We start from the raw sequence: 12,186 nt of genomic DNA, 5'->3' as shown, positions 1-12,186 counted from the left end.
AGCGTCCTCGCGGACGGCGGCGGTGGTGCCGCCCGGCGGTCGGGGAGGCGGACGGCATGGCGGTGCGGGCGCGGTGGGACGTCGGGTGGGACGAGGACGAGGTGGTCGGCCGCTCGTGGCGCGAGGGGCGGGCGGTCGACGACGCGTGGTCCGTCGCCCTCCTCGCGCTCCTGTCGGCGGCCGTCGCGACGGCGTCGTCGCTGGCGTGGCACTGGACGACCACGCCGTGGCCGCTCGTGGCGGCGGGTGCGCTCGCGGCGACGGCGGCCGGGGTCGTCGCGGTGGTGCGGGCGTGGCGGCGGCGGGTGCGGTCCGTCGTCGCGGGTGTTCTGCTGCTGACGTGCGTGCCGAGCGGGCCGACGGTGCTCGGGTGGGTGGCGCTCGGCGTCGTCGCGGGCGCGGCGTGAGCTGGCTCCGCGAGACCGACGAACGGCCGGTTCCCCGGCGTCGGGAACCGGCCCTTCGTCGGTCTCGCGCTCAGCCCTCGTCGACCTGCGCCGCCCGGTGCGCCACCTGGGGCCGCTGGGTCGCGAGCTTGCCGCCGCTGCAGTCGAGCACCGTGCCGGTCGTGTACCGGGCGAGGTCGCTGGCGAGGAAGCAGACCGTGTCGGCGACCTCCTCGGCCGTGCCCCACCGGCGCAGGGTCAGCGTGTCGAGCAGCTCGTCCTGCTGCTCCGGCGGCATGGCGTCGAAGCCGTTCATCGCGCTCGGGACCATGCCCGGCGCGTACGCGTTGACGGTGACGCCCCAGGGGCCGAGCTCGCCGGCGAGCACCCGGGTCAGCGCGACGACGGCGGCCTTCGACGCGGCGTACGCCGCGGACCCCACCGACGGGACGACGGCCGCGAACGACGCCGCGTTGACGATCCGCCCCGCGCGCTGCGCCTTCATCGCCGGGATGACCGCCTGGCAGGTCGTCATCACCGCGCGGGTGTTGACGGCGAAGCAGCGGTCCCACGCCTCGACGGTGAGGTCCTCGACCGCGCCGACGACGTTGATGCCCGCGTTGTTGACGAGGACGTCGACCCTCCCGTGGCGGCGGACGACGTCGTCGACGACGGCCCGCGTGGCGGCGGCGTCGGTGACGTCGCCCGCGACGCCCTCGACCCCCGGGGCGACGTCGGTGACGTCGAGGTCCAGCCCGACGACGCGGGCCTCCTGCTCGGCGAAGCGGGCGGCGATGGTGCGGCCGATGCCGCGCCCGGCGCCGGTGACGAGGACGACGCGGCCGGACAGGTCGATCACGGGTGCTCCTCGGGGGCCGACGGCGGGGGCGGGGCCCCGACCGTAGGCGCCCCGGCCGCCCCTACGGTGCTGCGGGTGCAGACCGACGAGACCACCAGCGGGTACGACGGACGGGTCGCCTGGGTCACCGGCGCCGGCAGCGGCATGGGCCGCGCGAGCGCGCTGCGCCTCGCGGGGGCGGGTCTGGCGGTGGCCGTCTCGGGCCGGCGCCGTGAGCTGCTCGAGCAGCTCGTCGCCGAGGTGACGGCCGCGGGCGGTCGCGCCGTCGCCGTCCCGCTCGACGTGCAGGACGCCGACGCCGTCGGACCCGCCCACGAGCGCGTCGTCGCCGCGCTCGGCCCCGTCACCGACCTCGTGGCGGCTGCGGGGCTCAACGTCCCCGAGCGCTACTGGCGCGACCAGCACCTCGACGAGGTCACGGCCGTCGTCGACACCAACCTCCTCGGCGTCGTCCGACCCGTCCAGGCCGTCCTGCCCGGGATGCGCGCGGCCGGCGGCGGCACCGTCACGGTGATCTCCTCCTACGCCGGCTGGCAGCACTCGCCGCACGCGGGCGTCGCCTACAGCGCGAGCAAGTCCGCGCTCGCGTCGGTCTGCCGCTCCCTCAACGACCAGGAGGGCGAGCACGGCGTGCGCGCCTGCCACCTGTGCCCCGGCGACGTCGACACCGACTTCCTCGCGCAGCGCCCGTCCGTCCCCGACGCCGCGGCGCGCCGCCGGATGCTCACGGCGGACGACGTCGCCCGCGCCGTCGCCTTCGTCCACACGGCGCCCGCGCACGTGCGGGTCGACGAGCTCGTCATCAGCCCTGCGGGACGCGGCTGACCGGAGCCGCCGGGGTCAGGACGTCGTCCGTGCCTTCCCGATCTCCGCGGTGCGCAGGCGGCGCGTGCAGTACGCCTCGACGTCGCCCGTCGCCTTGGCCACCCGCTCGAGGCTGAAGACCGGCGGCTGGAGGCCGTCGCGCAGGTGGTGGTGCAGGTACGGCGGCATCTGCACGCTCGAGTCGACGCGGCGGGCCACGAGGTAGGCGACCGACTCGGCCTCCCACTCCTCGACGTCGTGGTCGACGCCGCGGCGGTCGGGCCACCACAGCGGGTCCGGCGTCCCGAGGTGGCCGCACAGGACGTGCGCGACCTCGTGCGCGAGCGTCACGAGGCGGGCCCGGACGTCGAGGTGCTCGGCGAGGACGACCTCGTAGCGCAGCGGCACCTGCTCGACGACCGTCTGCTGGCGTCCGCCGCGGGCCCGCCGCTCGCGGCGCAGCGTCCGCCCGCTCGCCGTCCGCGCCGACCCGGCCTGCTGCGAGCCGAGCCGGCCCGTGCTGACGCGGATGCCGAGGCCGACGAGGTTGTCCTCCAGCCGCTCGAGGCGGGCACGGACGTCGGCCTCGCTCCCGACGGCGACGGCGAAGGGGTCGGTGACCTCGGGCGGCAGCGGGCGGGCGCCCTCGAGCGGCTCGGTGTCGCTGACGTCGTAGACGAACATCACCGGCCCGCGGGGCTGGAGGACGACGAGCGGCTGCGCGTCGGCGCGCACGGCGCGGCCGTAGGCCTCGCGCCACCGTGCGGCGGTGAGGACGTACGTCGACCCCGGCCGTTGCACGTCGACGAGCACGACGTTGTACGGCGCGTACCGCCGGAACGACCCGACGAAGCGCAGCAGCGCGCGGTACTGCTCGGACGTCCGGTAGCGCTGGGCGCCGCGGACGAGGTCGTCGATCGACTGCCGCGCCTGCTCGGCCACGGACGCCGGCGACGTGTCCTCGTCGGGGAGCCCGAGCTCCAGCTGCCCCTCGAGGTCGAGCTCGAGCGCCCCCTGCCCGAAGAGCCCTGCCGCGCCGGTCGTCACGGCTCCATCCTCCCCACGCGGCCGCCGGACGGCGCGCCGGTCCACGACGCCCGAGGGCCCCGGCGCGGTGACGTCCGCGCCGGGGCCCTCGGGGTGCCGGGCGTCAGCAGCGCAGAGCGCGCTCCCACGTGCCGGCGTCGACCTGGCGCAGCGTCGCGCTGTTGAATGCGCTCGTCCGACCGAGGTAGTCGCGGCTCCCCGTGGCGTAGGCGTAGCCGAAGACGTCCGTGGCGCGGCCCGCGTCGACGTGGGCCCGGGTGCTGGCGGCCACGCACGTCGGCGCGGGCGGCGGGGTCGTGGGCGGCGGGGTCGGGTCCGTCGGCGCGGTGCGACGGACGAGGTCGGCCGCGAACGTCGCGCCCGCGGCGACCGACCCGTTGCTCACGTACGAGAGGTGGCCGCCGGTGCCGGTCTTCGGCTGGCCGCCGCAGACGCTGTCGCCGGAGTTGCAGTAGTCGCGCGAGCGGTCGCCGTAGGTGCTGCTGGCCGTGGCGATCGTCCGGCCGCCGCCGATGCCGAGCGGGTTGCCGAAGACGACGACCGCCGCGACCCGGGGCTCGTCCTGGGCCGCGACCGGCGTGCCCGTCGTCGTCCCGGTCCGGATGCCGAGGGCGATGTCCGTGACGGTCGCGCCCTGCGAGTAGCCGCCGAGGACGAAGCGGGTGCCGGGGCACGCCGCGGCGGTCTCGCGGACGTGCCGGCTCATGTCCGTGGCGCCGGGGCCGGCGCTCGTCTGGCTGGTCGCCGCGGCGTAGTCGACCGCGTACGAGGACACCGTGAGGTCGGGCAGGGCACGCGTGATGCCCTCGACGAGAGGACGTCCCGCGACGCCGAGGCCGGGTGCCTCGCCGGTGCCGCGGGCGAAGACGACCTCGACGTCGGAGCAGGCGGCGGCCGCGGCGGGGGCCGCGGTGGTGACCGCACCGCCGACGAGCAGGGACAGGGCGGCGAGCGGCGTGACGAGCAGGGCGGGCAGGCGCACGGGGGCCTCCGAGGACGGCGTCGTGGGGGAGGGGCGCGGGTGGCTGGGCGCAGTCCCACGGTAGGTGTCGGACCGATCGTGCGGAAGGTTTCGACGTCCCACAACCCGCCCGTCCGGGTTCGTCCCGGTCGAGGTCACGCCTCGGTCACGGCTCCGGGGAAAGTCGTGACTACGCAGTCACGCGTGCCCTACGGTCCCGGCCATCGCCACATGACAGCGCAGTCATCGGAGGTCACCGTGTCCGTCCCCGCCCGCGACGCCACTTCGACGGAGCCCGTCGGCGCCCCCGCGCGCCCGGCCCCGTCGACGCGCGGCCGCGGCGGTGGCGGGGTCGTCATGGTCGACGTCGCGCGGGCGGCCGGCGTGAGCCAGAAGACGGTCTCCCGCGTCGTCAACGGCTCGTCGCAGGTCCGCCCCGAGGTCACCGCGCGGGTGCAGCGGGCCATCGACGAGCTCGGGTACCGCCGCAACGCCGCCGCCCGCGCCCTCGTCCGCGGCCGCACGCACGTCGTCGGCGTCGTCGGCCTGCGGACGGCGCTGTACGGCGTCGCCCAGCACGTCATGAGCCTCGAGCGGGCCGCCAAGGAGGCCGGCTTCGGCGTCGTCGTCGTCTCGACCGAGACCGGCGACCCGGCCGAGGTCGTCGTGGCCGTCGAGCGGGCGCTCGAGCTGGGGGCCGAGGGCGTCGTCCTCGCGGAGCCCTTCTTCGACACGCGGACCGCCCTCGACGCCTTCGCGCGGACGCCCTTCGTCACCGTCGTCCGCTCGGTCCACGACGACGGGCACGTCCCGGCCGTCGACGCCGACCAGGAGGCCGGCGCCGACCTCGTCGTCGACCACCTCGTGGGCCTCGGGCACCGGCGGGTCGGCTACCTCGCCGGCCCGACGGCGTGGCGCAGCGCCCTCGTCCGCGAGCAGGCCACGGCGGCGGCGCTGCGGCGTCACGGCCTCCCGGTCCTCGAGCCGGCGCGCGGCGACTGGACGGCCCGCTCCGGCTACGCGGCGGCCCGCGAGCTGCTGGCCCGCGAGGACGTCACGGCGGTCGTCGCCGCCAACGACCACATGGCCGTCGGCGCGCTGCGGGCGCTGGCCGAGGCGGGCCTGTCCGTCCCGGGCGACGTCTCCCTCGTCGGCTTCGACGACGTCCCGGAGGCCGAGTTCCTCCCCGTCCCGCTGACGACGGTGCGCCAGACGCTCTCCCACGTCGGCGAGCTCGCGCTCCGGACCCTCGTCGAGCTCGTCGAGGACGGGCCGGGCGCCCACGACCGCGTCCACGTGGTCCCCGTGACCCTCGAGGTCCGCGCCAGCACCGGCCGCGCGCCGGGCGGCGGCCGCGGCGACTGACGCCGCGCCGCCCCACCGACCCCGACCGCCCCGGCGGCCGGCCCCGCACCTCCCGGACCAGCAGTGCTCCCCGCGCACCACCGTCGACGAAGGAGTCGTCCCGATGTCCGCACCCCGCAAGCCCCTCCGCTCCCGCAGCCGCGCCCTCGCGGCGGTCGTGGCGGCCTCCGCGCTCGCCCTGTCCGCCTGCGGCGGCGGGGACGACGCCGGCGGCTCCGGCGACGACGGCGGCTCGTCCGTCGAGCCGGTCTCCCAGGAGGAGATCGACGAGGCGATGTCGACGCCGACGACCCTCACCTTCTGGACCTGGCTGCCCGACGCGCAGAAGGAGGTCGACCTCTTCGAGGCCGCGTACCCCGACATCGACGTCGAGCTCGTCAACGCCGGCCAGGGCCTCGACCAGTACACGAAGCTGCGCACCGCGATCCGCGCCGGCGAGGGCGCCCCCGATGTCGTCCAGATCGAGTACCAGTACCTGCCGTCCTTCACCCTCGGCGGCGACCTGCTCGACCTCGGCCCCTACGGCGCCGCGGAGCTCGAGGACACCTACCCGGAGTGGGTCTGGGAGCAGATCACCCAGGGCGAGGGCGTCTACGGCATCCCGCAGGACATCGGCCCCATGGGCTCGCTCTACCGCCAGGACATCCTCGACGAGGTCGGCATCACGGCCCCGACGACGTGGGACGAGTTCGCCGAGGCGGCCCGGACGATGCGCCAGGCCAAGCCGGACACCTACCTCACGAACATGCCGGGCAACGACCCCGGCCAGTTCGTCGGCCTGCTGTGGCAGAACGGCGCCAAGCCCTTCGGCTTCGACGGCGACCAGACGGTCACCATCGACCTCGACACCCCGGAGGTCACCGAGGTCGTCGACTACTGGCAGGGCCTCATCCAGGAGGACGCGGTCTCGACCGACGCCGACTTCAACGACCAGTGGTACCAGGGCCTCTCGAACGGCAAGTACGCGTCCTGGCAGACGGCGGCCTGGGGCCCGGTCTTCCTCCAGGGCACGGCGGCCAACACCTCGGGCCTCTGGCGCGCGGCCCCGCTGCCGGCGTGGGAGGAGGGCGACACCGCCACCGGCAACTGGGGCGGCTCGACCGACGCCGTCCTGTCCTCGACCGAGAACCCCATCGCCGCCGCGCAGCTCGCCAAGTTCATCAACACCGACCCCGAGTCGGCGCTGACGATGGCGACCGAGCAGTTCCTCTTCGTCCCCAGCGACGTCGTGCTCGAGGACCCGACCTTCCTCGAGGCCGCGCCGGAGTTCTTCGGCGGCCAGCAGGTCAACCAGCTCTACACGGACCTGTCCGAGGAGGTCGACACCGACTTCGGCTGGCTGCCGTTCATGGACTACGTCTACAACTCCTTCAACGACACCCTCGGCACGGCGATCGACGAGGGCGGCGACATGGAGGCCGGGCTCCAGGCGTGGGAGGAGGACATCACCTCCTACGCCGAGCAGCAGGGCTTCACGGTCCAGTGAGCGCGCCGACCACCGCCCGCCCGGCCGGGGGCGCCTCCGCCCCCGGCCGGGCCGGGCCCCGCCGGGGCCCCAGCCCGTCGGTCCGGCGCCAGCGCCGGGCGGCGTACCTCCTGGTCGCGCCCTTCATGCTCGTCTTCGCGGCGATGCTCGTCGTGCCGCTCGTCTACGCCGCGTACCTCTCCCTCTTCCGGGAGCAGCTCGTCGGCGGCAACAGCTTCGTCGGCCTGGAGAACTACGCGCGGGCGCTCGGCGACGCGGCCTTCGGCTCCGGCGTCGTGCGGGTCACGCTCTTCCTCGTCATCCAGGTGCCGATCATGCTCGGGCTGGCGCTGCTCTTCGCGCTCGCGCTCGACTCCGGCCGGCTCTACGCGCAGCGCTTCGTGCGGCTGTCGATCTTCCTGCCGTACGCCGTCCCGAGCGTCGTCGCGACGCTCATGTGGGGCTACCTCTACGGCCCCGACTTCGGGCCGTTCACGCAGGTGGCCGAGATGGTCGGGCTGCCGGCGCCGCCCTTCCTGTCCTCGGGCTGGATGCTCGGCTCGTTGATGAACATCCTCACGTGGGAGTTCATCGGCTACAACATGATCATCATGTACGCGGCGCTGCGCGCCGTCCCGGCCGACCTCTACGAGGCGGCTCGCATGGACGGCGCCGGTGAGTTCCGCATCGCCTGGTCGATCAAGATCCCCGCCATCCGCTCGGCGATCCTCCTCACCGTCATCTTCTCCGTCATCGGCAGCTACCAGCTCTTCAACGAGCCCAACCTGCTGCAGACGGTGGCGCCCAACGTCATCGACAGCGCCTACACGCCGAACCTCTACGCCTACAACCTCGCGTTCACGAGCCAGGACCTCAACTACTCGGCCGCCGTCGCCTTCCTGCTCGCCGCGGGGATCGCCGTCGTGTCGTACGTCGTCCAGCTCACGAGCCAGCGGAGGGCCCGCTCATGACCGCGACGACCCCGGCGCCCACCGTCGACGCGCTGGCTGCCGACCCGGCGCCCCGGCGTCGCGGCCGCGGCTCGACCGGCCGCCGCAGCCCGCTGCTGACGGTCCTCGTCCTCCTGACGCTGCCCTACTTCCTCCTGCCGCTGTTCTGGCTCGTCGTCGCCTCGACGAAGGACAACGCCGACCTCTTCACGTCCTTCGGGCTGTGGTTCGCCGACTTCAACCTGCTGAACAACCTGCAGGACGTCTTCACGGCGCAGGGCGGCGTCTTCTGGTCGTGGATCGGCAACACCGTCCTCTACGCCGGGGTCGCCGGCGTGGGGGCCGCCTTCCTCGCCACGGCGGCGGGGTACGCCTTCGCCAAGTACTCGTTCCCGGCGGGCACCGCGATGTTCTCCGTGGTGCTCGGCGCGATCATGGTGCCGACGACGGCGCTGGCCATCCCGACGTACCTGCTCTTCGCCGAGGTCGACCTCACGAACACCCGGTGGGCCGTCATCCTGCCGAGCCTCGTGAGCCCCTTCGGCGTCTACCTCATGCGGGTCTACGCGGCCGACGCCGTCCCGAGCGAGCTCATGGAGGCGGCGCGGGTCGACGGCGCCGGCGAGCTGCGCATCTTCTTCACCGTCGCGCTGCGGTTGCTCGCGCCGGGCTTCATCACCGTCCTGCTGTTCCAGCTCGTCGCGACCTGGAACAACTACTTCCTGCCGCTCATCATGCTCAGCACCCCGAGCAAGTTCCCCCTCACGGTCGGGCTGGCCCAGTGGCAGTCCACGGCCGCCGGCGGGTCGGGCGCGCAGGCCCTGTTCTCGAGCGTCATCACGGGCTCGCTCGTGTCCGTCGTGCCGCTCGTCATCGCGTTCCTCTACCTCCAGAAGTACTGGCAGGCAGGGCTCGCCACCGGAGGTGTCAAGGGATGACCGCGCAGGAGCTGCCGGGGGCGGGACCGCACGACCGGCGCCGCACCGTCCTCGACCGGCAGGCGGTGCCGCCGCCGGAGCGGCCGGCCGAGGTGCTGCCCCTGCCCGACCGGGTGCTCTTCGGGGCGGCCTACTACCCCGAGTACACGCCGCAGCCGCGGGTGAAGACCGACCTCGACCTCATGGTCGAGGCGGGCTTCACGGTGGTCCGGGTCGGCGAGTCGGTGTGGTCGACGTGGGAGCCGGAGGACGGCGTCCTCGACCTCGACTGGCTCGAGGAGGCGCTCGACGGCGCCCACGAGCGCGGCCTGTCCGTCGTCCTCGGGACGCCGACGTACGCCGTGCCGATGTGGCTGGCGCGCAAGCACCCCGAGATCGCCGCCGTCGACGAGACCGGCCACCGGCGGCCGTGGGGCTCGCGCCAGGAGGTCGACTACACGCACCCGGCCTTCCGCCACCACGCCGAGCGGATCATCCGCGCGGTCGTCGGGCGCTACGCCGAGCACCCCGCCGTCGTCGGGTTCCAGGTCGACAACGAGCCGGGGCTGCACCTCTTCCACAACCGCTCCGTCGTCGAGGGCTTCGTCGACGAGCTGCGCCGCACGTACGGCACCGTCGACGCGCTCAACGAGGCGTGGGGGCTGACGTACTGGTCCCACCGGCTGTCCACCTGGGCGGACCTGTGGGAGCCGCGCGGGAACGCGCAGCCGCAGTACGACCTGGCGTGGCGCGCGTACCAGGCGCGCCTCACGACGGACTTCATCGCGTGGCAGGCGGGCATCGTCCGGGAGATGGCCCGGCCCGAGCAGTGGGTGACGACGTGCGTCTCCTACTCGCGGCCCGCCGTCGACGAGTGGGAGGTCGACCGGGCCCTCGACGTCGCGGCCGGCAACCCCTACTACGCGATGCAGGACGCGCTGGCCGTCCCGACCCCCGCGGACCCCGTCCCGCAGGGGTGGACGACGACGGGCACCTGGAGCGTCGTCCACAGCGCCGACCGCATGTACGCCTCGAAGCAGGCGCCCTTCCTCGTCACGGAGACGAACGCCGGCCCCATCGGCGGCTCGTCGACGAACTTCCCCGCGTGGGACGGGCAGTGGCGCCAGGTCGCGTGGCTGCTCGTGGCCCGCGGCGCCCGGATGGTCGAGTACTGGCACTGGCACACGCTCCACGCCGGCACCGAGACCTACTGGGGCGGCGTCCTCCCGCACGACCAGCGGCCCGGCCGCGTCTTCGAGCAGCTCGCCCGCCTGGGCGCCGAGCTCGGGACGGCGGGCGACGTCGTCGCCGGGATGCGCCCGGACGCCCAGGTCGGCCTGCTCTTCTCCGTGCCGTCGAAGTGGGGCCTGGCCTTCCAGCCGCACGAGGGGCCGCGCGGGCCGGGGCACTCGCCGCCGGACGAGGCCGCCTACGAGCGGCTCACCGGGACGTGGGCGCAGGCGGCGTTCGACGCCGGGCTGGGCGTCCGTGTGGTCCACGACCGGTGGCTCGTGCCGCCGGACGGGCCGGCCCGCGACCCGCGGGAGGTCGCCGCGGAGCTGCCCGTGCTCGTCGTCCCGGCGCTCTACGTCGCGGAGGACGCACTGCTCGACTGGCTCGCGGCCTACGCCGAGGCGGGCGGCTCGCTCGTCCTCGGCCCGCGCACCGGGTACGCCGACCCGCTCGCCCGGGCCCGGCTCGAGGTGAAGCCCGCGCGTCTCGCTGCGGCCGCGGGCGTCTCGTACCAGGAGTTCACCAACCTCTCGGCGCCCGTGCCGCTGCGGTGGGTCGGCGGCACCGAGCCGGCGTCGTGGCCCGTCGCGGGGTGCGCGACGACGTGGGCGGACGCGCTCGTTGCCGACGGCGCCGAGGTGCTCGCGCGCTACGAGCACCCGCAGCTCGGCCGGTGGCCGGCCGTGGTGAGCCGGGAGCACGGCCGGGGCCGCGTGACGACGGTCGGCACCGTGCCGGACGCCGCCACGGGGGCCGCGCTGCTGGACCGGGTCGCCGTCGCCGCGGGCGTCGCGCCGAGGGACGAGCGGCGCTGGCACGGCAGCCCGTCGGTCACCGTCACGGCGGCGACCGCGCGCGACGGGCGCCGGGTCCACGTCGTGCACAACTGGTCGTGGGAGCCGGGGCGCGCCGTCGTCCCGGCCGCCGTGACCGACCTGCTCGGCGGCGACGCGCTCGCCGCCGGCGAGGCCCTCGAGCTGGGCGCCTGGGACGTGCGGGTGCTCGTCGGCCCCTGACCGTCCGGCTCCAGACCGCGGGGCCGGGCCGTGGCCGTCGCGATGCTTGCGACGGCCACGGGGTCGCCCTAGCCTGCGCGGGCGCCGTCGACGCGTATCGACCAGCGCGCGAGGAGGTCCCGTGCCGACCAGCAAGGACGTCGCCCGGCTCGCGGGCGTCTCGCAGAGCACCGTCTCCTACGTCCTGTCCGGCAAGCGGCCCATCTCCGACCCGGTCCGCCGCCGGGTCGAGGCCGCGATCGAGCAGCTGACGTACCACCCCAACGCCGGGGCGCGGGCGCTCGCGGGCAGCCGGACGCACGTCGTCGGGCTCGTCGTGCCCTTCGGGGCGTCCGCGGACCCGGCCGGCCTGCTGCCCTTCATCGAGACCATCACGAGCGGGACGCGCGAGCACGACCACGACGTCCTCCTCGTCACCGCCGACGAGGGGCCGAGCGCGCTGACGCGGCTCGAGGGCCGCCGGCTGTGCGACGCCATCGTCCTCATGGAGGTCGAGGCGGACGACCCGCGCATCGCCGTCGCGGCCGGCCTCCGCGTCCCCGTCCTCCTCGTCGGCGTCCCCGACGACCCCCGCGGGCTCACGTGCGTCGACCTCGACTTCGCCGCGGCCGCCCGGCTCGCCGTCGAGGGGCTCGTGGAGCGCGGGCACTCCCACCTCGGGGTCCTCGGCTACCCGGCCGGGGCCGTCGAGCGCGACATCGGCTACGTCCGTCGCTTCACCGGTGCCGCGCTGGCGGCGGCGCGGGAGGCGGGCGTGCCGTGCGAGGTCGTCGCCCCGGTCGAGCACACGGCGGACGCGGCGCGGGAGGCCGTCGGGCGGGTCCTCACCGCTGCCGCGCCCACCCTCGCCGCGGGCGGCGGGCTCGGCCTTGTCGTCGCGAGCGGCGGCGCCGTCCCGCTCGTCCTGTCGGCGCTGGGCGAGCGGGGCCTCGTGCCGGGGCGGGACGTCTCGGTCGTCGCGATGCTCCCCGACGCCTCCGCCGCGGCGATGCAGCCGCCCGTCAGCAACGTCTCGACCGAGAGCCGCGACGTCTCGCGCCGCGCCGTCCGCGAGCTCTTCCGGCTCCTCGACGGCCCGGGCGAGGACGACGACGAGGGCGGGGGCACGACGGTCCACCTCGTGCCCCCGCGGCTGACCCACCGCCGGACGACGGCGACGTGGGGCCCGCCGGGCTGACCGCCC

Annotated in this window: 11 protein-coding genes; 8 read left to right on the top strand and 3 right to left on the bottom strand. The window is 75.3% G+C overall.

Going from position 1 to position 12,186, the window contains the following annotated elements; translation table 11 throughout:
* The first annotated feature begins 56 nt into the window (after positions 1–56).
* Positions 57–407: a hypothetical protein gene (locus EDC03_RS11815; RefSeq protein WP_123380458.1), complete on the top strand. Its 351-nt coding sequence runs from the start codon at positions 57–59 to the stop codon at positions 405–407.
* A gap of 70 nt (positions 408–477) precedes the next feature.
* Here EDC03_RS11815 and EDC03_RS11810 read toward each other — a convergent pair whose 3' ends face one another.
* The gene (locus EDC03_RS11810) at positions 478–1,245 is read right to left on the bottom strand and encodes an SDR family NAD(P)-dependent oxidoreductase (protein WP_123380457.1); all 768 of its coding nucleotides are present in this window, start codon (positions 1,243–1,245) and stop codon (positions 478–480) included.
* A gap of 75 nt (positions 1,246–1,320) precedes the next feature.
* On the opposite strand from EDC03_RS11810, the gene EDC03_RS11805 reads away from it, so the two are divergent.
* Positions 1,321–2,070: an SDR family oxidoreductase gene (locus tag EDC03_RS11805; protein WP_241967163.1), complete on the top strand. Its 750-nt coding sequence runs from the start codon at positions 1,321–1,323 to the stop codon at positions 2,068–2,070.
* A gap of 15 nt (positions 2,071–2,085) precedes the next feature.
* Here the strand turns inward: EDC03_RS11805 and EDC03_RS11800 are convergent, their stop codons facing one another.
* Both EDC03_RS11800 and EDC03_RS11795 read right to left on the bottom strand, forming a co-directional pair.
* Complete coding sequence (locus tag EDC03_RS11800) at positions 2,086–3,096, bottom strand: ImmA/IrrE family metallo-endopeptidase (RefSeq protein ID WP_123380456.1); 1,011 nt, start codon at positions 3,094–3,096, stop codon at positions 2,086–2,088.
* A 103-nt stretch (positions 3,097–3,199) separates the two neighbouring features.
* On the bottom strand, positions 3,200–4,078 hold the full coding sequence (locus tag EDC03_RS11795; protein ID WP_123380455.1) for a cutinase family protein: 879 nt from the start codon (positions 4,076–4,078) through the stop codon (positions 3,200–3,202).
* A 336-nt stretch (positions 4,079–4,414) separates the two neighbouring features.
* Between EDC03_RS11795 and EDC03_RS11790 the strand changes: the two genes are divergently transcribed.
* The 6 genes from EDC03_RS11790 to EDC03_RS11765 all read left to right on the top strand — a co-directional run bounded on the left by EDC03_RS11790 (position 4,415) and on the right by EDC03_RS11765 (position 12,180).
* Entirely contained in the window at positions 4,415–5,422 is a 1,008-nt protein-coding gene (locus tag EDC03_RS11790) for a LacI family DNA-binding transcriptional regulator (protein ID WP_123380678.1), read from the top strand.
* Positions 5,423–5,525: 103 nt separating this feature from the next.
* A complete protein-coding gene (locus tag EDC03_RS11785; protein WP_123380454.1) occupies positions 5,526–6,908 on the top strand; it encodes an ABC transporter substrate-binding protein in 1,383 nt (460 codons plus the stop codon).
* Positions 6,905–7,858, top strand: coding sequence for a carbohydrate ABC transporter permease (locus EDC03_RS11780; protein WP_241967162.1), 954 nt, complete (start codon positions 6,905–6,907; stop codon positions 7,856–7,858). The genes EDC03_RS11785 and EDC03_RS11780 overlap by 4 nt, the downstream gene beginning before the upstream one ends.
* Complete coding sequence (locus tag EDC03_RS11775; protein WP_123380453.1) at positions 7,855–8,775, top strand: carbohydrate ABC transporter permease; 921 nt, start codon at positions 7,855–7,857, stop codon at positions 8,773–8,775. Before EDC03_RS11780 ends, EDC03_RS11775 begins: the two co-directional genes overlap by 4 nt.
* A 92-nt stretch (positions 8,776–8,867) precedes the next feature.
* On the top strand, positions 8,868–11,003 hold the full coding sequence (locus tag EDC03_RS11770; protein WP_123380676.1) for a beta-galactosidase: 2,136 nt from the start codon (positions 8,868–8,870) through the stop codon (positions 11,001–11,003).
* Between the two features lie 121 nt (positions 11,004–11,124).
* On the top strand, positions 11,125–12,180 hold the full coding sequence (locus EDC03_RS11765) for a LacI family DNA-binding transcriptional regulator (RefSeq protein WP_158674281.1): 1,056 nt from the start codon (positions 11,125–11,127) through the stop codon (positions 12,178–12,180).
* Positions 12,181–12,186 lie beyond the last annotated feature (6 nt).

The organism is Pseudokineococcus lusitanus (assembly GCF_003751265.1).
GTDB lineage: Bacteria > Actinomycetota > Actinomycetes > Actinomycetales > Quadrisphaeraceae > Pseudokineococcus > Pseudokineococcus lusitanus.
The sequence above is the reverse complement of the archived record's forward strand: the minus strand, read 5'-3'. Positions and strand labels throughout refer to the sequence as shown.